Below are 22,377 nucleotides of genomic sequence, written 5' to 3' on the forward strand. Positions count from 1 at the left end.
GTGTTTATGCTTGATGGAAAGACTTACTCGCCATGGTTTGCTGGGTCACGCGCTCGCGGCCAGATCACGTTCCTCGATCCTGGCCAAGATCCAATCGGTTACTTCGCCCTCCACCCAACCAACGCAGCGATCACCTAATGATACCGGCTTCGGGAAGCTGCCATCCCCGATGTACTTGTAAATGGTCGACCGGGCCAGTCCGGTCGAGTCGATAACTTCTTTTAAGCGAATGATCCTCATGAACGAGCTCCTGTATTACGTTCAGAGGATTGGCAAGGTCGGTAAAAAATGAACTCCGCCCAATCGCTTACCTTTTAGGGCGTGTCAGCAACCCGCAGTCATAGCGATCCTCCAACGACATGCACGCCTCACGGGATGAACTCAATACATCCGGAATCTGACTTCCATTTTCTTTAATCAGGCGACTGCCTCGCCAACCACCCACTGAACGGGGGAAAGCAAGCAGCGACAGATGAAAGTAGCCCTTGGGCAGCGGCAGGATGGTGAAATCCATATCACCAAAAGGAATCCCGGATACTTGAGCAAATCGCGTTTTAAACTGATCGGCCATTTCAAAGGCCAGGCCATAGAAATAATCCACGGCAGCATCCCGTAGACTCTTGTCGTTCATCCTCTTGTCGGAGGTGGACAATTCTTGCGGAAACCGAAAGTCCCGATCAATCCAGTCATTCAAGTAAGGAACCTCAATACGCTTGCCGCGTATCCCAAGGTCCGGCCAATGATGGGAGAGCAGATAGGATGCGTACGCATTCAGTTTTAACTGCAGCACTTGGAACACCGCGAGATGCCGCCAGCTCTTGAAAAAAGTGGCCACCTGCAGAGGTGTTGCTCTCGCGTAGCCCGCAGGTTGCTTCTCAGCAGCCCGCACATTCTCAATAAAAATATTCATGTGCAGCTCATGGCTATCTGCCAAATGCAAAGCCTGATGCACCAGCACAGCATGCACGTCACCTAACGGCGCGAGCATTGGGTGGTTCAGGTTCAAAAAGTAGGTGCTTTTGATCTTCGCAGGAAAGATCGAGCTGGACACACCGCCCACATAGCTGCGAATAAAGCCCAGGCTAGTTAAGCGTTGAAGTCTGTGTTTCAGGCTTGCATCATCCAGCCCAGTTAGCCGCCTCAGCTGAGCGTTACCCACATCACGCACCACACCGAAGGCATCCGCCCGACTCAGCAGAGTGATCAGCAAGAGCCGACCGGGAATGCTAAGCCGGCCTCTGCTCTGAAGCCTCGGCGCTCCACCGCTGCCGGCGACAGGCTGAATCTGTTTCACGGCACCCGGAGCGTTATCAGGTAGCTGGGCCTGAATATCCGGATCGCTTATTAGATGCCCTATCATTGACTCACACTTTACAGATGATTCATTCACGCACCGCAGCTTGTCTGCAAACGCCGCGTGGATAACAAACCGACTTTTCGGTCGCCCCCTGCCTTCAGCCACCGCCAAGCTTTCAAGCCAACCCCTACAGACAAGATCAGCCGTCGCTCTCGACACTAATTGATCTGGTACCCCGAGCACCTTGGCCAAGTCTTTAACCGTGTGCGCTACAACAGCTGTACACCCGAAACGCCGAACAAACGCAGCCAGGAAGAATTTCACTTCTGGTTTGACGTCATCAAGCTCCATTGCCAGAACACGCAGATACACGACCAATTCCCTCGGCTATAAAATTAATTTATCTCGATAAATATACCCTATTTTATTGGTATCTATAAAATCTAGCCGAACTAATAACGTTACGCATAACGAATTGAACAGCGGAGCATCTTAAGCTATAACATAAGCTCGGTTGATGACGTGGTGGTATGCGATGCGCCAGAGAACACTGGGCTTGGATTGGCTGGACGAAAACGACAGAGAACAACGGCGCTGGGCTCTGAGCTACCTCAGAACCAAAGGGAAGACCACCAGCTCTGTCGCTACACATAAGTTCATGCTGGAGCGAGGTTTGGAGTTAGAGGGGTCAGCCGATGACCGTAAAATTCTCGATTTGATGAAAAACGCTTGGCGTCAAAAGCGGGGCCGAGCTCCCACCAACGAAAGGAAACCCTGCACTTTCACTCTCCAGCTTTCGACCAAAAAAACGTTAGCCAAATTAGCCAAAGCTAACGATATGCCCGCCACTTCCCTGCTTGAGATTCTGATCGAGAACGCAGCGAGCGAAGCAAAAGACCAAAAAGAGTGGATGAAGCAGCAAAAGACACGCGCTAATGATTTGAAGCGAGAACTAGAGGAAGGGAAAATTCGGCAAGCCAACACTGAGGCCCACCTAGAAAAATGCTTTATCTTTCTGACTGACTGGGAAGCAACGTTGGAAGGTAAGGGATCAAGCAATATTAATGAGCTCACGATCGAGGCAAAGCGCCTGCCGCCGATGGAATTGATCAAGCAGGAGATCAATCATGCCCTTGAAGCAATCCAATCATCCGCTGGTCGCAGACGTCGCAGGGACCTGAAGCGGCATTCAACATCTGACGCCATGTCTCCAATCAGGGCGACTGATTTAGTAAGGTTTCACAAACGCCCATGTGATGCCGTGCAGGCCGCTGATACATTCGTAAACCCTGACCCATTAAATGATCAGCATGCCGTCGAAAAACCAAAATACGTCATTCAGAAGCGCAAAAGACTTTCAGAGCAGACCCTGAATTCACTGCGTAAAATAGGTGTTGTTCCTGAACAGCATGAACTCCATATTCAGCATGCTGATGATGATTGAGTGTCCGAGGTGCGGACGAGACATAGATCTCCTACACGGGCCGTCAACACTGAGAACAGTCGATACCTAACGCAGGTATTCCAAATGGTATTCCAAGCAAATAATAAAACTGTGCTTTCCTTTTCATATCAGTAACTTACAAAACCAGTTCAAATTACCCCGGCCCACCAACTCAACGACAAAGCCCGCCCAGTGCGGGCTTTGTCGCATCTGGAGATCGGGATTTGATCCCCCGCCCGATTGGACGGGCGCGCCGCCTCGGCTCTATGCTTTGGAGCATCCCGGCAATTACCCAAAGGACGCTCATGAACATCTGGCTAGGCGCCGCATTCGCTACGCTCGTTTCCCTGTCTGCCCACGCTGCCACCACGGACATCCCACCAAGAATCCAGCAGGTCACCTACAAAAGCGGCCACGGCAGCGTGCAGTTCAAGCAGTCGATCAAAGGCTATAAAACGGCGGAGTACAAACTCAACGCCAAGGCTGGGCAGATACTGACAGTGGACTTCAAGCCCACCAATACGTCCGCCTACTTCAACATCGCCGCCAAAAACTCCGATTACGCGTTGTTCAACGGCTCGATGGCGGGCAATCACTTTCTCGGCTCACTACCTGCCGATGGCGAATACACAGTGCAGGTCTATCTCATGCGCAATGCTGCCCGGCGCAATGAAGTGGCCAACTACGAGATCTCACTGACTCTCGCCAACGGCGACGCTGTGGATAACAACCCGGTATTCGACCAAAACCTGGAACTGCAGGGCATCCACTTTCATGTAAAAGCGGATCAGGTCGACGGCAAATCCCTACTGTGCATCGAGCCCAAAGGCCTGGAAATCGATAACACGGCGCAAACCCGCCCTCTCAACGGCAACATTGTCCGCGCCGAAATTGCTGACCTGAATAGCGACGGTTCACCTGAGATCTACGTCTTTACGCGCACGCCCGGGCGCGGCATGCCGGGCGAACTGATCGCCTACTCCGCCAACAACAAAAAATCCCTGAGCGAGATCTATCTGCCGCCCATCAGCGAAAACCCGAAAATCGCCGACGGATATCAGGGTGAGGATTCATTTGCCGTAGTGGAGAACACGCTAGTGCAGCGCTTCCCGGTTTACAACAGCGCCGATGCGGGTGCCGGGCGGACGGGGAAGATGCGGCAGGTTCAGTACAAGTTGGTGGCTGGAGAGGCAGGCTGGATTTTGCGTGAAGACAAGGTGACGGAGTATTGAGCACGTTGTTTTTCCAGTCGACAAGGCATAGCTCGCTGCAACGTGGCGGATAAACCCCAAAAGCGCTTCTACACTCACAGCGCCCACTCCGCCAGAAAACGCCGCCATGACCACTCTGAAAGACCGCATGCAACTCGGCAAGGACGCCCGCAAGAAATGCCCACGCAATTCTCATGCGACCACGGGCAAGATGAGTCGCGACCCGATTCCGTTGATCAAGGCCTCGAGTCAGGGGCGTATCGCGTCGCTGGTCGAGTTACGTTACGGGCGCATGCTGGAGTCGCCCTTCAAATTCTTTCGTGGCAACGCGTTGTTGCAGGCTCATGATTTGTCGGGCACGGCGAACATGGGGCTGGTTTCGCCGATCTGTGGCGATGCTCACTTGCTGAATTTCGGTGGGTTCGCCACGCCAGAACGCAATCTGCTGTTCAGCCTCAACGATTTCGATCAGGCCCATCCCGGTCCGTGGGAATGGGATCTGAAACGGCTGGCTGCGAGTTTCGTGATCGCCGCGCGCGACTTGCGCCATGGTGAAGCGGTCGAGGAGTCGGTCTGCCGCGACATGATCGGCGCCTATCAGGCAACTCTGTTTGAGTGCGCCGAGCAAAGCTCACTGGAGACCTGGTACGAGTCGATCACCCACACGGATCTGCTCTCGCAGGCGAGTAAAAGTACCCGTGAGCATGTGGAGCGCGCCATCGAAAAAGCCAAGCGGCACACTCACGCCGAACTGCTGCCAAAGATCATTGAGCGCGACGCCCACGGGCGCCTGATGATTCGCGATGACTTGCCGGAAATTTTCCATTTACACAAAAACACCACGCTGCTGGATGCCGAGGATGACTGGCTGCGGTTGTCGGATTGGCGGCCGCTGTGTGACACGTTGATGCGTGACTATAGGGGTACGCTGCAACCCGACCGTCGCGAACTGTTGTCGCGTTTTCATGTGCAGGATCTGGCATTCAAAGTGGTCGGCGTGGGCAGTGTCGGTACGCGGTGTCTGGTGGTGCTGTTGACCGACGATCAGCAATTTCCGCTGTTCCTGCAATTCAAGGAGGCACGGCGTTCGGTGCTCGCCGATTACATCAAAAGCAAATCGCGGGTGCGCCACGAAGGTCAACGCGTGGTTGAAGGTCAACGTTTGATGCAAGCGGCCAGCGATCTGTTCCTGGGCTGGACCACCGGGCCCAATGGTCGGCACTTCTCTGTGCGGCAATTACGCGACATGAAGATCTCCGCCGAACTGGAAACCTTCGACGCCGAGACTTTCGCCGCCTATGGCCGGGTTTGCGGACGCGCGCTGGCCCGCGCGCACGCCAAAGCGTCCGGGCTCGCCGCACAGATCAGCGGTTACATCGGCAAGAGCGATGCGCTGGCCGATGCCTTGCTGAAATACGCACAAAGTTACACCGCGCAGAACGAACGCGACTTCGAACGCTTCCAGACGGCGTGTCGCAAGGGCCGGTTACAGGCACGTTCGGAGGCAGATTTTGCCGCCGATCACACGCCTTGAGACGGGTGGCAGACGCGTCAGGATTGAGGGAGTTGCTAGCGACCCCGGTAGTCGTCTGCCCACTGCTCTCATTTCCTACATTTCACGTCTTAGGAAATTTCCCTCAATACGCGTCGACTTTCATGAACTGGTGAACCGATTTTCAGGACGCTACCCTCCACGCTTCGCTGTCATCCAGCGGGCGGTTTGTCAGGCCGCATCCGCAGAGATTGTTCACTCCACGGAGCTACGTCATGAAGAAAATCACCCGACTTACGCTTGTCGGTCCGGTCCCTGCCGATGCGCAAGCGCCCGACCAGAAAACGCAGTCCATCGCCAGCGGCTCAAGCCAACGCAAACCTCGCCGTACCGTGCCGCTCAAGCAGATGTTCAGCGTGCGCGAGGATGTCGACACCGCAACTCTGCTTGCACACGCCAGTGACCTTCTAGAATCTCTCGCGCTGATCAGCGCAAACTTTGCGGATGAGTACAACGGCTCGCAGCGCCATATTGCGGTGGCAATCAAGCAATTGAGTGCATTGGCCGAGATCGTGGTTTGTCGGGCTCGGGATCAAGTTGTGCAACAGGGATCGCCCGCCTCTCCCAACCCCGAAGTTCGCCATTGATCGCTGAGGTTGGCACCGACCGGGCCTGTTCTTGAGTAGCTGATCAGACCGAGTCAGGGCAGTTCATCGAGATGAATTTTTCTTCACTGCTGCGACTTGATCAACGTTGTAAAGTCCGCTCGCTCATTCAAGAAACTACGGTTCGCCCGCGGCTCTCCCGCGGGCTTTTTTTTGCCTGCAGTTTGGCTTCGAAGCGAAACAGGCTTCAACAACACACAACCGGTTTGTATTTTTTCCCGCCCCGGGCAATTCTGTTCTTTGATACCACTCACCGGAGCACCCGATGCCGTTGTTGACCCTGCCCTGCCAGCGCCTGACGCTCGCCATCCTTGCCCCGGATCAGGCAGAACTGGAAAGCGATTTCTATCAACGCAATCAGCGCCACCTCGCGCCGTGGTCGCCAATCCGTACGACCGACTACTTTTCCACTGCACAGATTCGCCGCCGCCTCGAAATCCAGGCCAGCGCTTTCGACGCAGGGTTAGCGATGCATTTCGCTTTGCTGAGCGCGGACGGCCAGCAGATGATCGGTGCGTGTAATTTCAGCGGCATCATTCGCGGGGCGTTTCAGGCGTGTTATCTGGGTTACCACATCGACGCGGTTCAGCAAGGTCAGGGCCTGATGCAAGAAGCGCTGGAGGCCGGCATCGGTTACATGTTCGAGACCCAAAACCTGCACCGGATCATGGCCAATTACATCCCCGGCAACGAGCGCAGTGCGCGGTTGTTGGAGCGACTGGGCTTCGAGCAGGAAGGTTACGCCAAGGCGTATCTGAACATTGCCGGACGCTGGCAGGATCACGTGCTGACAGCACTGGTCAATCCTGGCTTCGAAGCACCTGATCAGCGTTGGTCGCGACGCCTGGCGTGAGATTCACAATTTGTTCAGCATTGGCGAATTATGCTCAGGCCCTCCCGCCCTGTTCGGTTGCCTGAAAGCCATGTCGCGTGCCGCCACTTCACTGTTTCTGCTTGCTGCCCTGTTGTTTTTCTTCGCGCTGGGCGGCCATCAATTGCAAGGTTCCACCGAAGCCCGCGTCGCCGGGATCGCCATGGAGATGCACCTGGACAACGACTGGGTGACCCCACGTTTGTTCGGCGAACCGTTTCTGGAAAAACCACCCCTGAGTCTGTGGCTGGATGCCGGCGCCATGCGCGTGTTCGGCGTTTCACCCTGGGCCGTGCGGCTGGCGTCAGCGGTGGCCGGGCTGCTCAGCGTGATATTGCTGTACGGCATGCTGCGCCGCTTCGAACGGCCGAAGGCAATCGCGTGGACCGCGGGGATTGTGCTCGCCACCATGGCCAGTTACTGGAGCAATGTCCGTGGGGTCGGCGAGGATGCGCTGCTCGCGCTCGGCGTAACGACAGCGTTGCTGGCGTTTTTCCAGGCGCAACGTGCATCGACTGCGGCCAATTCGCTGCTGTTTATTCTCGGGATCGCCATCGCCACGTTAAGTAAGGGTGTGCTGGGACTGGCAATGCCGGGCGTGGTGATTTTTGCTTATCTGCTGGCCGACAACCTGATCGATAAGCGCTTGAAGATCGGCGATTGGTTGCGTCCGGGTTTGTTAACGGCGGTCGGGTTGATTCCGCTGCTGATCTGGCTGGTGGTGCTTTATCAGCACGGCGGCGTGCAGGCGGTCAGAGAAGTGTTGCTGACCAACAGTGTCGGGCGCTTCAGCGGCTCGTTTGTCGAGGCCGGGCACTATGAACCGTTCTATTACTACCTCGCCAAACTGCCAGAAGCTTTTTTACCGTGGAACATTCTGGTGTACCTGGGGTTGTGGCATTTCCGTAAAACTCTGAAGACCAATCGTTACCTGCTGTTTTTCAGCCTGTGGATAATCGCGCAATTCATCATGCTGACCCTGGCTTCGAGCAAGCGCACGGTGTACCTGATGTCGATGACGCCGGCGGCGGCGGTGATCGCTGCCGAGTACGCAGGCGTGCTGTTCGAGCGATTGAAAGGGTACGAAACCACCGAAGGATTCGTCGGAAAAATCGCCCGTCATCGTCAGACGCTGGCAATGAGCATCCTCACGCTGGTGATCGTCAGCTACCTGGGCGCCGCACAATGGGCGCTGCCGCATGCGGATAAAAAACTCTCGTTCCTGCCACTGACCGAACACATTCAGACACTGCAGGCGCAGGGGCATCAAGTCGCGCTGTTCCAAGCCAATGAACGGGTCGGCGGTGCCAGCGTTTTCTATACCCGGCAAGTGCTCAAGGGGCTGGATACCGATGCGCAACTAAGGGACTTTCTCGCAGCCTCTTCATCCCACATCGCGGTGATGGCGGGCGACAGTGAACCCGCCGCACCGTTGAAAGTGCTCAAGACTGTGATGGTTGGGCGGCAGGCTTACTACTTCGTCGGGTATTGAATCACCACAACGCGATGTCATACGTCAGGTACAGACGATAGTTATCTCGATCGCTGGCAAAGGTCGAACGATACGTGGCTTTGCGCACTTCGATGCCTATACCTTTGAGCGTGCTGCTCTGTATGACATATCGCAGATTGGTGTCGGACTCCCACTCTCGGGCTTCGCGTCCTTTGTAATCCCCATTCTCGCCCTTGTAGTAACGGGTCATCAGGCTCAGGCCTGGCACAAACGCCGCGAAGTCATAGTCGTAACGCAGCATCCAGGTCTGCTCACCCGCCTGGATGAATTTTCCGACGCCGGCATTGGAAAACGAATAAACCGTCGATACGCTGGTGTAGGGCAACGCGGTAGCGCCGCTGACCTTCTGATAACCGAGACCAAGGGCATGGCCGCCGAGACGATAGGTGAACAGGCCGCTGAACATATCGGCATCCACCGCACCATTGCGTGCCTCCCCGACATCGTCGCTGACGAAGTAGCGCAAATCGCTGGTCAGATTGCCGCTGCCCACCGGTAGTTTATGCACCAGACCGAAAAACTGCTGCCGGTAGAACTCGCGCATCTCCCCGTAATACCAGGTGCCGCTTAGGTTTGGTGTGAACTTGTAGGTAGCGCCGGCGAAATCAAAGTCAGTGCCTTTACCGCCGGTGTAGCCCTGAGGATAGATATCGACGCTGTCGGTGGAGTTACGCTGCTTGAACTTGTTCAGATGACCGCTGTGCAAGTACAGATCGCGAATGCCGCTGTACTCGATCTGAGTGCCGCGAAAAGTTTGCGGCAGCAGTCGACCATCGTTGTAGACCAGCACTGGAATCTTCGGCATCAGGTTGCCGGTCTTGATCACGGCCTCGCCGATACGCATTTTTGCAGTGACGCCCAAACTGGAGAAGCCATCCGCCGCATGGCCGTCGTCGTGCACCGGCAGCAAACCGGTACCCGCATGGGTCGGGCTGGAATCGAGCTTCAGGCCGGCCAGGCCCAACGCGTCCAGACCGAACCCCACCGAGCCCTCGGTATAACCCGACTGCAGATTCAGCAGGAAGCCTTGCGCCCATTCTTTGCGGTCCTCGCCACCGTCGCGATAACCGTCGTTGAAGTAGTAATTGCGCAAGGTCAGTTTGCCTTGGGAATCCTCGAAAAATCCTTGAGCCATCAGCTCTGGCGACAAACCCGCCAGCAATCCTGCGGACGCAATACCGCCTCTCGTGAACAGTCCACGCATGGTGTTTTCCTCAGCCCCGCATTATCGGTTTTATGGGCAGTCGCAAAGGTCCCGCAATCGGGATGGGGCTCGATTTTGTCGGTCGGCGAAGCTGGACTCAGCGGCGCATTGCGGCGGACACTAACGGCTCGACAGCGCGTCTACAACGTTATGCGAAAAGCGCATCAGGCTATGCGAAAGCTGGTTTTTCGCAGGCGTGCACCGTTGCAAAACCAGGGGAATCGGCAGCGTGAATCTAAAGCAACTCGAGGCTTTCAAAGCCATCATGGCCACCGGTTCAACCATCGGCGCCGCTACTCGCCGCATGGGGCTATCCCAATCGGCAGTCAGCCGCTTGCTGACGCAGCTGGAAGAAGCATTGGGCTTCGCTTTGTTCCTGCGCAAAAAGGGCCGTTTGATGGCAACTCCGGAGGCCGAAGAACTGCTCGCCGAGGTCACCGGCCTGGTGGACGGCATGCAGCGCATTCAACGCATGGCCGATGAGCTGCGCATCGGCCGCTCGCACAAAAGCCTGCTCAAGGTGGGCGTGCCGACGAGCATGACCCAAGAGCTGTTGCCAAAAATCGTTGCTGAATTTCTCAAGAGTCATGATGACATCGTCGTCGAGCTGCTCACCGGCTCCTACGACACCATCGAGCGCGCCATTCTCGACCGCTCTGCCGATCTCGGTTTCGTGCGTTTGCCTACGGAACTGTCTGAGTTCGACATTGAACCGGTACTGGAAACCGAAGGCGTTTGTGTCATGCCTGCGGATCATCCACTGACCCGCCATCCGGTGATTGAAGTGCAGCATCTGCACAACGTGCCTCTGGTGTTGCTGGGGCGGCAACGAGCCTTGCGTGCGGAACTCAATCAGGTGTTTCGCGCCGTCAACCTGACACCGCAAGTGCGCATCGAAGTGCATTCGGTCGGCGCCGCCTGCAGCTTTGTCGCCGAGGGCCTGGGGGTGTCGATCGTCAATGGATTGCTGGCCAGCCATTTCACTCATTTGCCGATCGTTACCCGACCTTTTCGCCCGGTATTGCGCTACGAATTCGGGCTGGCGTTTCGTCGGGACGAACAGCGTCCACCGATGGTGAGTGCCTTTGCCGCCCATCTCAAACAGCGTCTGAACGAGTCGATGAATACCGTCCACACAGCAAAAAACGCATAGCCCGACCCGCTCCACGCATAACGTTGTAGCCCCTTGATGTTTGCCCTAGTGTCTGCCCCATCGAAGTGCCGACACTCAAAAACAAAAACATCAAAGGGCTCACCGCCATGTCTCAGATCAGCCTCACACAGCCGGGCGTTGCCGAAAGTCAGACGCAACCCGACAAGCCGATTGCGCGCAAAACCATCAACCCGGCCATCATTTTGCTGAGCATCGTCCTGCTCGCCGTGGGGTTCACCTATGCGATCAACTCCGGCACTTTTCAGCGCCAGAACGGGTTAGTCGTACCGGGCTCTTATCAGGTCCTGGAAAAGAGTCATTCCTTCACTCATCTGTTTGCTGTCGAACCTCGCGTAACCAAGGAAGCGGTGGCCCGCCCGGTGTCGCTGATTGAAGGTTTCATGGCGATCCCGCAGGGTATCGAGAAACGCGCCGGACTGATTTTCATGGTGCTGTTCATCGGCGGCATGTTCGGCGTATTGAACAAGGCCGGGGTCATCGACGCCGGGTTGGAACGCTTGCTCGGCATGACTCGCGGCAACATCTATGTGCTGGTACCGATGCTGATGCTGGTGTTCTCCGCCGGCAGCACCTTCATGGGGCTGGCCAAGGAATTCATCCTGATCGTGCCGCTGATGGTCGCGATGGCCAATCGGCTGGGGCTGTCGAACCTGATCGGTCTGGCCATCGTCTGTATCTCAGTGAAGATCGGTTATCTGGCGTCGATCACCAATCCGGTTGCGCTGTCCGTAGCGCAACCGATGGTCGGGCTGCCGATTTTCAGCGGCATGAGCATGCGCATTGCCGCTTACGCAGTGTTCCTCGTCGTTGGCATTGTTTTCGTATTGTGGAGTATTCGACGTCACGGCTATGACGCCAGCGCGGTCATAACCTTCGAAAGCCAACCGCTGCCATTGCGCCATCTGCTCAACCTGCTGTTATTGGCCTTCGGCGTGGGCTTTATGGTGTTTGCGTCGAATCGCTGGGGCTGGAAGTACCATGAACTGTCGGCGTTCTACCTGCTACTGAGCGTGAGCTTCGCAGCAATCCACGGCATGGGCGCCAGCACCACCGCCAGTGCTTTTGTCGACGGCATGAAAACAGTGCTGATTGCCGGTGTGTTGATCGGCCTGGCGACTGCGGTAGAAATCATCCTCAGCACCGGCCAGGTGCTCGACACCATCGTCAACGGTTTGGCCAGCGTGGTCAGCGATCACGGCCCGGTTGTGTCGTCCTTCGCGATGTTCTTCTCGCAACTGGGCCTGGATGTGCTGATCCCGTCCACCTCAGGCCAGGCAGCTGTGACCATGCCGATCTTCGGCCCGCTCGGCCAACTCTCCGGCGTCAGCCCGCAAACCACGGTGTATGCGTTTTTGCTCGGCAATGGCCTGACCAACATGATCACCCCGACCTCCAGCGGTCTGCTGGTGCTACTCGCCACGGCGCAAGTCGGTTGGGGGCAGTGGGCGCGCTACATCTTGCCGTTGTTCCTGATCTATACCGTGCTGGCAATGGTGTTGCTGGCGGTTGCAGTGACCATCGGTTACTGAGTTCCAGGGCGTCCACCCGCAATGGGAAGGACGCCGGTTTTCACAAGGTTCTGATATGACTTCGCTGAACGAACGGGCATTGCCCGCCATGCGCTTGCTGCGTGACCAGATGATCCGTCTGCGTGATGGCATCCACCTCGCTACCGACATCTACCTGCCAACCGATGGCGCGGGGCCGTGGCCGGTAGTGATCGAGCGCACGCCCTATAACAAGAGCAGCCCGTCGCGCTCGGAAAAACAACTCGACGCCGAGCATATCTCCCGCGGGACCATGGCCGCGCGTTTCACCGCGCAGGGTTTCGTGGCGATCTTCCAGGATTGCCGCGGGCGCTACGCCTCCGAAGGGGTATTCACTAAATACACATCGGAGGGCGCCGACGGTTTTGACACCCTCGCCTGGATCGTCAAGCAACCCTGGTGCAACGGGCGAATCGGTAGCATGGGTTTGTCCTACGCCGCCCATACGCAATTGGCGATGGCCTGTCTGCACCCGCCGGGACTGCAGAGCATGGTGCTCGACTCCGGTGGATTTGCGAACGCGTTCCAGTGTGGCATTCGTCAGGGTGGCGCATTCGAATTGAAACAGGCGACGTGGGCCTGGCGGCAGGCCAAGGAGAGCCCCGTCGCGCTCGCCAATCCGAAGATTCGCGAAGCGCTCGAGCAAGAGGATATTCATCAGTGGTTCGCCCGCATGCCATGGCAGGCCGGGCACTCGCCGATCCGCCATGTGCCGGAGTACGAAGCCTATCTACTGGAACAATGGGCCCAAGGTACTTTCAGTGATTATTGGCGCAAACCTGGCATCTATGCCGAAGGACATTACGACAACCTGCCGGACATTCCGGTGCTGTTCATGTCCAGTTGGTACGACGCGTATGTCAGCTCCACGTTGGCCAACTACCGTGCCTTCAGCCGCCTCAACCGCAGTGCCCAGCATTTGATCATGGGACCGTGGCTGCACGGCGATCGCAATATCAGTTACAGCGGCGATGCCGAGTTCGGTGCTGCGGCCAACTTCGATGGCAACGTCGCGCGCACCTGGCTGGATTGTCGACTGGACTGGTTCGAGCGCTCCCTTAAAGATCAGACCGATGCGGCGGCGACCTCGGCGCCGGTGCAGGTATTTCTGATGGGCGGTGGCGATGGCGCGAAGGACCAGCACGGTCGACTGCAACATGGCGGGCGCTGGGTGCATAGCTCGCAGTGGCCGCTTCCGGGCAGCCAGCCGCTGAGCCTGTACTTGAACGATCAGCGCCAGTTGAGCAGGAATCAGCCTTCAGTACACGAGTCGAGTCTGAGTTATCGCGCCGACCCCGATCATCCGGTGCCGACCATCGGAGGCGCACTGACGTCTGGTGCTCCCGTGTTCGTCGGTGGCGCTTTCGATCAACGTGAGCGAGCGGATTTCTTCGGCACCCAAGGTGATGACCAGCCATTGGCCGAACGTGCCGATGTCCTGAGTTTCCAGACCCCGCCACTGACCGAAGACATGATCGTCGCCGGACCGCTAAGCATTGAACTGTGGGTAGAAAGTGACGGCCTCGATACCGACTTCACCGCCAAACTGGTGGACGTGTATCCGGATGGCTATGCGATGAACATCACCGATGGGATCGTGCGTTGCCGTTATCGCGACTCGTGGGAGGCACCGCAAATACTGACGCCGGGACAACGGGTAAAAGTCGTGATCGAGCCGTTTGCTACCTGCAACCTGTTCCAACGCGGTCACCGTGTGCGCCTGGACATCGCCAGCAGCAATTTCCCGCACTTCGACGTCAACCCCAACAGTGGCGAGGCCGAAGGCCAAGCCCGACACAAACGCATCGCGACTAACACAGTGCACATGTGCTCGGGCTTCGCCTCGCGTCTGGTGCTGACCACCGTTTCAGCCGCAGCGCTGGCGCCGCTGGATCGTCAGGCCAGCGATTCGGACTGACACAACGCGGCCGGTGTTGCGGATTTTCGCCGCACCGGCAACGCCAACCGTGCCCGCCCATAAAACGCCAGCGCCGTCAGCAAACACGCCAGCCAGACAAAGATTGCGGCCCAAAACGTGTGGGACATGTAATGCCAGCCCTGCAGGACTCGCGTCGTGCCGTAGACGAAACCAAGCAACAACGATCCCCACAATAAAGCGCTGGAGAAACGCCACTGATAACGGCGCGCCACAAAGTACAGCGCCAACATGGTGAAGCCACCGGAGGCATGCCCGCCCGGCCAGCAGCGGCCACTGCCGGCTTCATGAAACAACTGGAAATTGCTGTACCACTCAATGTGGGCCATTTTGCCGCCGTACAAGGTCGTCTCGATCGGGCAGTAAACGCTGGTGTGGGACTTGAGAAAATGGATTACGCCCGTGCAGACGGCGAAAGCGACTACCACAAACAGAAAATCCCTACGGTGATCAGCGGTAAATCGCAGCACGGGAGCGACTTTATTGCGCTCCAGAAACGCGCCAAGTCGCGGACGCTTCTGCGGATTGACCAGCGGCCAGACCACCGACAGCATGGCGCCGATCAGGGCAATTTCGGCGGTCCAGTCAGGAATGATTCGCGCCCATTTGTGGGTGATCTTTTCGAACAAGTGAATCTTGTCGAGCGGGAAGGTCTGGGTCAGCGGATCGAACAGAAGGTTGCTGAAGACGATGTCGATTCTGGTCATGTCGAACAGTAAAAACACCAGCACCGCGTAGGCCAGCGGGATGCCGAAGTTATAAGCGTAAAAACGAGCGTTCATCGGGTGGTCACCGTGCGCCAGTCGGAGGCTTCAATAAAGCCGAGCATCTGTGGAGCCGCCGGGTTGGCTGCGGAGACAAACAACGAAGCGCCGTAACCCAGGTCGGAGCCCGCTGCTTTCAGATCTTTTTCCAGTTGCTCCATGCACTCGCTGTGCGTCACCAGAATCAGGTTTCGACCGGCGATCTTGTGGGCCAGCGCGTCGCGCAACATGCGGCCCTTGCAGTTGATCAGCCAGTCTTCGCCACTGGCGGCACGGTTGAACATGTAACCGGCAGTCTGCACGGTGCGCATTGTCGGGCTGTTGTAGATGTCGGCGTTATTGAGGCCCAGTTGCTCGAACTGCGCGCCGACGCTAACGGCCGCACTGCGTGAGCGATCGGTGATGCCATCATGGCCGATCAGACAAGGGGCTCGAGAGTGATCGCAGCGCTCGACGTGGCGCACCAACACGATCATGTCGCCCTTGGCCCATCCCTGCGCCAACGCCTGCGCGCCGGTGACGTTACCGTGGGCAAGGTCCGGCACCGCCGCAGGCGCGAGCAGCCACAGCGTCAATGGAATCACCAGCACAGAGGCCGCCAGCACCACCCAGGTGTTTCGAAACCGCGTCAGACCACTCAGATCGATCGAGCGATTGACGCCGAACAGATTCAGTCTCAATTCCACAAAAAGCCGCCTCGCCGGCATGCATCACTGGTCATTTGATGCGACGAAGCTACAGATACCCGTGTGGGCAGCCAGTGAAACCCATGTGAAAAAAGTCTTGGGATGGCTTGTTACAAATTCTGTCCGACAAAAACCTTTCAGCTCTCGGGTTTGCGGCCGATAAACACCTGCTAACACCCTTGCTGGCTCAAAAAACAACAATCTTCCAGCCTACCGACGATCAAGAAATACCAAGTTTCTGGAGGATATTGTGATGAATAGCTGGTTCGGCAACATCAGCGTGAACATGAAATTGGGCCTGGGCTTCGGCCTTGTCCTGGCACTGACCTGCGTCCTGGCCCTGACCGGCTGGACCAGCCTGGGCGGCCTGATTGACCGCAGCAACTGGATGAGCGACATCACCCAGCTCAATTCCGGCCTGACCAAGCTACGCGTGGTGCGCCTGCAATACATGCTGACCAACGGCGACGAAACCGCCGCACAGAATGTGCAGACCACCCTCGACGGTTTCGCCGCGCAACAGCAGAAGCTCATCAGCAGCTTCAAGAGCCCGGAGAACGTCAAACTGCTCAAGGAGCAGGCGGCGACCGTCGCCGAATACCAGACCTCCCTGAACAAAATGCGTAACGCCTATCGCACCGGCAACTCCGCGCGCGACACCATGAGTGTCAACGCCGAGACCGCTTACAACCTGATCGAGTCGATCAGCAAGCGCGTTCAGCAAATGGATATGAGCGAGCAGCGTTTCGAGCAGTTCCAGGCCATCAGTGCCGCCAAAGAAGCGTTCATCCTCGCGCGCTATGAAGTGCGCGGCTACACCGCCACCACCAACGCCGAAAACGAGCAGAAAGCCGTCGGCCAAATCGACGTGGCGATCGCCAGTCTCAAACCGCTGAACGTACATTTCGCTGATACTCAGCAAGATGCCCTGCGTCAGCTGGAAACTGCGTTGACCAACTATCGCAGCGCGTTGATGGCCTATAAAAACGCCAACAGCGAAGCCGTGCAGGCGCGCAAGGAAATGACCGATCAGGGCGCCACCATCGTGGCCCTGAGCGAGCAGCTGTATCAGATTCAGCTTGAACGTCGCGACATCGAAAGCGCTCAGGCACGCACCTTCCAGTTGATCAGCACCCTGCTGGCCCTGCTGGTTGGCGTGATTGCCGCGGTGATCATCACCCGTCAGATCACTCGCCCACTGCGAGAAACCCTGGCCGTGGTCGAGCGCATCGCCAGCGGCGACCTGACCCAGAACGTCACCGTCACCCGCCGCGACGAACTCGGTGTGCTGCAACAAGGCATCGCGCGCATGGGCGTCACCCTGCGCGACTTGATCAGCGGCATCCGCGACGGCGTTACCCAGATCGCCAGCGCTGCCGAAGAGCTGTCGGCCGTCACCGAGCAGACCAGCGCTGGTGTGAACAGCCAGAAGATCGAAACCGATCAGGTCGCCACCGCCATGCACGAGATGACTGCCACCGTGCAGGAAGTTGCGCGCAACGCCGAAGAGGCTTCGCAAGCGGCAGCCGCTGCCGACGGCCAGGCCCGTGAAGGCGACAAGGTAGTGAACGAAGCCATCACGCAGATCGAGCGTCTGGCCAGCGAAGTGGCGCGCTCCACCGAAGCCATGAGCGTGCTGCAACAGGAAAGCGACAAGATTGGCAGCGTCATGGACGTGATCAAAGCCGTCGCCGAACAGACCAACCTGCTGGCGCTCAACGCAGCCATTGAAGCGGCACGTGCCGGTGAAGCCGGTCGTGGTTTCGCCGTGGTTGCCGACGAAGTTCGTGGCCTGGCTCAGCGCACACAGAAATCCACCGAGGAAATCGAAGGCCTGGTCGCCGGTCTGCAGAACGGCACCCAGCAAGTCTCGGCCGTGATGAACAACAGCCGCGCCTTGACCGACAGCAGCGTCGCCCTGACCCGCAAGGCCGGTGCATCGTTGGAAAACATCACCCGCACGGTGTCGAACATCCAGTCGATGAACCAGCAGATCGCCGCCGCTGCCGAACAGCAAAGCGCCGTGGCCGAAGAGATCAGCCGCAGCATCATCAACGTGCGCGACGTGTCTGAGCAGACTGCCGCCGCCAGCGACGAAACCGCCAAGTCCAGCGTTGAACTGGCGCGGTTGGGTGGGCAGTTGCAGCAGATGGTGAGCCACTTCCGCGTTTGATGTTGATTTCGCGCTGAAGCTAAAAACCAATCGCGGGCAAGCCCGCTCCCACAGGTAACGAGTCGGACACAAAATTTGTGCACGACCCAGAACACTGTGGGAGCGGGCTTGCCCGCGATTGCGTTATGGCTGACTACACGCTGCTTCAAACCACGCCATGCATAAAGAACTCGACCGGAACCCTGAAAAACCCCGCAAAGCCCTTAATCTGAGCAACAGTCATTTTTCGCTTGTTATTCAATATCTCGGAAACAGCACTCTGGGTTGCAATCCCCGATAAATCCTTCTGCTTGACTCCTCTCTCGGAAATCAAAAACGCCAGCGCTTCCGATTGAGTCGAGTAGGGAATCAAAACCGTCTCAGCTTCGTACTCATACACCCGATCCGCCACCAACTCCGCAAAACGCGCCGCTGCGTGATCTTCGCTGTCGGCATGAGCGTAGAGCTCGTCGATCAATGCCATCCGTCCTTGCAAGTCCTCATCGTTTTCTATCGGATCATGACAGGCAGACAATAATCTGGACAACGTCGCTAACTGATCTCCCAGACCATCAAGCATGGGTGCAATATTGGCTATGAAGGAATCCAGTCCAGAGGCTTCGACCTTATTACGCTTCATGTTGTCACCTTAAAATTCGTTAAACATAAACAGTGTTGATCCTTCAGACCAACTACTTAACATCACGCTTCCACCACTTGTCATATCCAGCATGGGGGAGGATTTCTTTTACATAAATGGTGCCGATTTGGGTATTGATCCAAGTAATGATTCGGCACTCATTTTTCTTGATGTCAAAAACGTAAATATCAAGCGGCCCTTTTTTGCTTGTCGTCCTCAGCTTGGAGTGAGGTATTCGATCTACGTTCCAGCCTGATGCGGTTGACCAGTCCTTGCGAAGCTTCTCGAATGACTCGAAGCGCAGCGATGCCCTGTCGAAGATGGTTAGCCATAAAGTGAGAGGATCTCTCCATTGACCATGAGTTTCGATGGCCCGCGCAATTGCCGCTTTTGTAATCACTCTCATATTTTTTTGGTTATGGCGTCCCTACATGCGGCAAAATTTATCTCGTATTCATATATCTGTAAAGCAGATATTTTCGGCGAGTATCGCAGTGCAGGACAAACCGCACCAAGCTGCGATCTTTTGATGTGGCTTTTTAAAAGATCAAAAGATCGCAGCCTTCGGCAGCTCCTTTGGGGGGATTTTTGGGGGGCTTTCAGGCGGGGTAGCCGGTGATTTTGCGGATGCTTTGGTACAGCGGTTTGAGCTGGCGATACATGCGCAGGTAGACCTCCTTGTACAGTTGCTCGTAGATTTTTTGCGCCTCGGGTTGTGGCATGAACACCGCGCCCACACGGGTCATCGCCGCGATGGCCGTGGGGAAATCCGCATACAGTCCCAACCCCACCGCACAGCAAATCGCCGCACCCAGGCCGGACGCTTCGTATACGTGCGGACGCTCAGCGGGCAGCCCGAAAATGTTTGCCGTCAGTTGCATCGCCGCATCACTTTGCGAACCGCCACCGGCAACACGCAGACGTTTGACCGAAACCTTCGAACGCCTCTCGATGTTCTCCATGCCCTGGCGCAACGCATACGCCAACCCCTCAAGAATCGCCCGGTAAATGTGCGCGCGGGTGTGCACATCGCCGAAGCCGATCATCGCGCCTTTGGCTTCCACGCCCGGCTCGCGAATGCCCGGCGACCAGTACGGTTGCAGCATCAAACCCATCGATCCCGGTGGCACCGCATCCACCAATGCATCGAACAATTGCTCTGGCTCGATGCCCTGCTCCTTGGCCTGCTGCATTTCGCGCAAACCGAACTCGTTCTTGAACCAGCTGACCATCCAGTAACCGCGATAAATCATCACCTCGCAGTTGAATTGATCCGGCACCGCCGACGGATACGGCGGAATCAATGGGACGATTTCAAGATAGCGCGAGCGGGTGCTGGTGATCGTCGCCGTGGTGCCGTAGGACAGGCACACCGTGCTCGCCTCGACCACTCCGGAACCGACCACCTCGCAAGCCTTGTCGGCCCCCGCGGCAATCAGCGGCAGCCCTTCGGGAATCCCGGTGTGACGACTGGCCTCGGCGGTGATGTAGCCGAGGGTTTCACCGGGTTTGTGCAGGGTCGGTAGCTGCTCGGGCCGCACGGCCAGCGCTTGCCATTTCCAGTCACTCGGCGCGGCCCATTTCAAGCGCTTGAAGTCGAACGGCAGATAGCCGACGCAACACCCCACCGAATCGACAAAACGCCCGCACAGGCGATGCGTGAGAAACCCCGAAAGCAGCAAAAACTTGTCGGTCGCCGCCCAGATATCAGGCTGATGGCGGGCGATCCAGTTGGCCTCGGCCTGGGCGCGAAAATAGTCGACGGTGGCTTGCGCGCCGACCAGTTTGAACAGCCAGCCCCACGGCCCTTTTATCCCGCCTTCAACCTCACTCTGGCGTTGATCGAGCCACAGAATCGCCGGGCGCAACGGCTTGCCCTCGGCATCGACGTTGATCACCGTGCCGCGCTGCGTGGTCAGGGAAACGCCAGCAATCTCTGAGCGATCAATCCCGGTCTGCTGCCAGACTTGCTGACACGCCTCGCCGAGTTTCGCCCAGTAATATTCCGGGTCCTGCTCGGCCCAACCCGGTTGCGCCGAGTAATAAGCCTGCAACTCAACCTTGCCTTTACCGAGCAAATTACCCTGCAAATCGAAGAGCAGCGCGCGTACGCTTTGGGTGCCGTTGTCGATGGCCAGCAGGTAGCGCTTGTTCGGGTGGTTATCCATGGAGCTCTCTTCAAGGGGCATCAAGGCGTGGCATCCGGCAAACCGTGATGGCGTTGCCACAACGCCTGATAACGCTGTAATTCATGCTGCCAATATTCGTAGTCCCAACCCAGTCGCGGCTGGCAGAGTTGGCGAATGGCTGCAAAGTAATCTTCGCCACCGCGTGGCAACAACAGACCCAATCGGGTGCGGCGCAGCAGCAGATCATCGAGGTGCAAGACCATTTCTGCTTCGCAGGCAAAGGCCAATTCCGCCCACAAAGTGTCGGTGTTGCCGACCGTGTCGTGGCCCAGTTCCGTGAGCAGTTGCGCCAGCCTCGGCAAGCCTCGCCCATGCCGCCCAGCCAGACGCCGCCACTGCTGCGCGCTGAGCCCCGGGATCGTCAGCGGTGGTACAGCGGCGAACACCGGCGCGGCGTCATCATCAAACGGCCGACCTAGCATCGCCGCGCAGGCCTTGAGTACTTCAATCGCTTGTGGGCGAAACGTCGTCAGTTTGCCGCCGGCCAGAGTCACGCAACCCGGCTCCTGCCACAGCACGTGCTCACGGGTTTCGTTCGAGGGTTTGTCCTGATTGGCACCCGCACTACCGACCACCGGACGCACGCCTGACCAGGTCGACAGCACATCGGCGATAACCACTTCCGCACCGGGGAACTGTTGCGCGCAAGCCGCCAGCAAATAGTCGAGTTCTTCTGTGCTGATGCTCGCGCTTTGATCCAGATTTTCGTGATGATCCAGATCCGTGGTGCCGACCACTGTCGCGCCTTCCCACGGGAAAACGAACACCGGTCGCCGATCACGCTCATGCAAAAAGGTGAACGCCTGAGCCACCGGCAGACGCCAGCCCGGCAGCAGTAAATGACTGCCGCGCAACGGGCGCAATTGCCGTGGCGTCTCGGCTGGTCGCAATCGCTCAGCCCAGGCGCCGGTGGCCACGGCCAGTACACCGCAACGCAATTGCAGGGGCCCGCCAGCCTCGCAGTCCTCAACCTGAACCCCGCACACGCACCCATCTTCACGCAGCAAATGCTCCACGCGCACGCCGTTTAGCACCACCGCGCCGTCGGCCCGCGCTTCGCTCAACACGCGCATCACCAGCCGCGCGTCATCGGTCAGCGCATCGACAAAACAGGTGCCGCCGAGCAGGTCGGTTTCCTTCACGCCCGGCGCCAGATATCGCAGTTGCTGCGCGTCATGAAAACGATGGCTGCGCCGTCCGGCCAAAGCGTCATACACCGACAGCAAACCACCTAAAACCCGAGGCCCGGGAAAGCCGCCTCGATAGTGCGGCATCATGAAACTCATCGGTTCGACCAGCCCCGGCGCTTCATCGAGCAGACGTTGACGTTCGCGTACCGAATCGCGGGTCAGGCGCCACTGGCCCTTGGCGATGTAACGCAAACCGCCATGGACCATTTTCGAAGATCGGCTGGACGTGCCCCAGGCAAAATCGCGCTGTTCCAGCAGCAGGCAGCGCCAGCCACGGCGCGCGGCTTCACGCAGGATGCCGGCGCCGCTGATACCGCCGCCGATGACGATCAGATCCCAGGTTTCATCGGCCAGCGTCGGCAGAACCTGCTGGCGCCACGCGGCGTTCCAGTGCGCAGTCAT

General features: G+C 57.6%; 18 protein-coding genes and 3 pseudogenes. 12 read left to right on the forward strand and 9 right to left on the reverse strand.

The window, feature by feature from the left end; translation table 11 throughout:
* Positions 1–45: 45 nt before the first annotated feature.
* Positions 46–240: a helix-turn-helix transcriptional regulator gene (locus ACIQVE_RS16585; protein WP_402810233.1), complete on the reverse strand. Its 195-nt coding sequence runs from the start codon at positions 238–240 to the stop codon at positions 46–48.
* Between the two features lie 67 nt (positions 241–307).
* Complete coding sequence (locus ACIQVE_RS16590) at positions 308–1,669, reverse strand: hypothetical protein (RefSeq protein WP_402810235.1); 1,362 nt, start codon at positions 1,667–1,669, stop codon at positions 308–310.
* A 163-nt stretch (positions 1,670–1,832) separates the two neighbouring features.
* Here ACIQVE_RS16590 and ACIQVE_RS16595 point away from each other — a divergent pair, with 163 nt between their 5' ends.
* The 6 genes from ACIQVE_RS16595 to ACIQVE_RS16620 all read left to right on the forward strand — a co-directional run bounded on the left by ACIQVE_RS16595 (position 1,833) and on the right by ACIQVE_RS16620 (position 8,472).
* Entirely contained in the window at positions 1,833–2,741 is a 909-nt protein-coding gene (locus ACIQVE_RS16595; RefSeq protein ID WP_402810237.1) for a hypothetical protein, read from the forward strand.
* 305 nt (positions 2,742–3,046) lie between these two features.
* Entirely contained in the window at positions 3,047–3,973 is a 927-nt protein-coding gene (locus ACIQVE_RS16600; RefSeq protein WP_402810238.1) for a PliI family lysozyme inhibitor of I-type lysozyme, read from the forward strand.
* A gap of 106 nt (positions 3,974–4,079) precedes the next feature.
* Entirely contained in the window at positions 4,080–5,486 is a 1,407-nt protein-coding gene (locus tag ACIQVE_RS16605) for a DUF2252 domain-containing protein (RefSeq protein WP_402810240.1), read from the forward strand.
* A 233-nt stretch (positions 5,487–5,719) separates the two neighbouring features.
* A complete protein-coding gene (locus ACIQVE_RS16610; RefSeq protein ID WP_402810242.1) occupies positions 5,720–6,091 on the forward strand; it encodes a DUF6124 family protein in 372 nt (123 codons plus the stop codon).
* Between the two features lie 283 nt (positions 6,092–6,374).
* Positions 6,375–6,962 (forward strand): ribosomal protein S5-alanine N-acetyltransferase, encoded by a 588-nt coding sequence (gene rimJ / locus ACIQVE_RS16615; protein WP_402810244.1) that lies wholly within the window; start codon positions 6,375–6,377, stop codon positions 6,960–6,962.
* A gap of 70 nt (positions 6,963–7,032) precedes the next feature.
* Positions 7,033–8,472 carry an ArnT family glycosyltransferase gene (locus ACIQVE_RS16620; protein WP_402810245.1) on the forward strand — a complete coding sequence of 480 codons (1,440 nt, stop codon included), beginning with the start codon at positions 7,033–7,035 and terminating at the stop codon, positions 8,470–8,472.
* Between the two features lies 1 nt (position 8,473).
* On the opposite strand, the gene ACIQVE_RS16625 is transcribed toward ACIQVE_RS16620, so the two are convergent.
* A complete protein-coding gene (locus tag ACIQVE_RS16625) occupies positions 8,474–9,697 on the reverse strand; it encodes an OprD family porin (protein WP_402810246.1) in 1,224 nt (407 codons plus the stop codon).
* 229 nt (positions 9,698–9,926) lie between these two features.
* Between ACIQVE_RS16625 and ACIQVE_RS16630 the strand changes: the two genes are divergently transcribed.
* From ACIQVE_RS16630 to ACIQVE_RS16640, 3 genes are all read left to right on the forward strand, one after another.
* Positions 9,927–10,850, forward strand: coding sequence for a LysR family transcriptional regulator (locus ACIQVE_RS16630; RefSeq protein ID WP_402810247.1), 924 nt, complete (start codon positions 9,927–9,929; stop codon positions 10,848–10,850).
* Positions 10,851–10,957: 107 nt separating this feature from the next.
* Positions 10,958–12,400 carry a YfcC family protein gene (locus ACIQVE_RS16635; protein ID WP_402810248.1) on the forward strand — a complete coding sequence of 481 codons (1,443 nt, stop codon included), beginning with the start codon at positions 10,958–10,960 and terminating at the stop codon, positions 12,398–12,400.
* An 88-nt stretch (positions 12,401–12,488) separates the two neighbouring features.
* Positions 12,489–14,336, forward strand: coding sequence for a CocE/NonD family hydrolase (locus tag ACIQVE_RS16640; RefSeq protein WP_402810297.1), 1,848 nt, complete (start codon positions 12,489–12,491; stop codon positions 14,334–14,336).
* Here the strand turns inward: ACIQVE_RS16640 and ACIQVE_RS16645 are convergent.
* Positions 14,315–15,136, reverse strand: coding sequence for a phosphatase PAP2 family protein (locus tag ACIQVE_RS16645; RefSeq protein ID WP_402810250.1), 822 nt, complete (start codon positions 15,134–15,136; stop codon positions 14,315–14,317). The two genes, ACIQVE_RS16640 and ACIQVE_RS16645, sit on opposite strands and share 22 nt — an antisense overlap.
* Positions 15,133–15,804 (reverse strand): histidine phosphatase family protein, encoded by a 672-nt coding sequence (locus ACIQVE_RS16650; protein ID WP_402810252.1) that lies wholly within the window; start codon positions 15,802–15,804, stop codon positions 15,133–15,135. The genes ACIQVE_RS16645 and ACIQVE_RS16650 overlap by 4 nt, the downstream gene beginning before the upstream one ends.
* Positions 15,805–16,090: 286 nt before the next feature.
* Between ACIQVE_RS16650 and ACIQVE_RS16655 the strand changes: the two are divergent.
* From ACIQVE_RS16655 to ACIQVE_RS16665, 3 pseudogenes are all read left to right on the forward strand, one after another.
* A pseudogene (locus ACIQVE_RS16655) lies at positions 16,091–16,855 on the forward strand (methyl-accepting chemotaxis protein); the annotation flags it as partial.
* A 117-nt stretch (positions 16,856–16,972) separates the two neighbouring features.
* Positions 16,973–17,119 (forward strand): annotated as a pseudogene (locus ACIQVE_RS16660) (HAMP domain-containing protein); the annotation flags it as partial.
* A gap of 261 nt (positions 17,120–17,380) precedes the next feature.
* A pseudogene (locus ACIQVE_RS16665) lies at positions 17,381–17,977 on the forward strand (methyl-accepting chemotaxis protein); the annotation flags it as partial.
* Positions 17,978–18,122: 145 nt separating this feature from the next.
* On the opposite strand, the gene ACIQVE_RS16670 reads toward ACIQVE_RS16665, so the two are convergent.
* The 4 genes from ACIQVE_RS16670 to ACIQVE_RS16685 all read right to left on the reverse strand — a co-directional run bounded on the left by ACIQVE_RS16670 (position 18,123) and on the right by ACIQVE_RS16685 (position 22,377).
* Positions 18,123–18,596, reverse strand: coding sequence for a type II toxin-antitoxin system HigA family antitoxin (locus ACIQVE_RS16670; RefSeq protein WP_402810253.1), 474 nt, complete (start codon positions 18,594–18,596; stop codon positions 18,123–18,125).
* Between the two features lie 52 nt (positions 18,597–18,648).
* Positions 18,649–18,996: a type II toxin-antitoxin system HigB family toxin gene (locus ACIQVE_RS16675; protein WP_402810255.1), complete on the reverse strand. Its 348-nt coding sequence runs from the start codon at positions 18,994–18,996 to the stop codon at positions 18,649–18,651.
* A gap of 199 nt (positions 18,997–19,195) precedes the next feature.
* Entirely contained in the window at positions 19,196–20,764 is a 1,569-nt protein-coding gene (locus ACIQVE_RS16680; protein WP_402810257.1) for an FGGY-family carbohydrate kinase, read from the reverse strand.
* 20 nt (positions 20,765–20,784) lie between these two features.
* On the reverse strand, positions 20,785–22,377 hold the full coding sequence (locus tag ACIQVE_RS16685; protein WP_402810259.1) for a glycerol-3-phosphate dehydrogenase/oxidase: 1,593 nt from the start codon (positions 22,375–22,377) through the stop codon (positions 20,785–20,787).

It is taken from the genome of Pseudomonas sp. NPDC098747 (assembly GCF_044760045.1).
Classification (GTDB): Bacteria; Pseudomonadota; Gammaproteobacteria; order Pseudomonadales; family Pseudomonadaceae; genus Aquipseudomonas.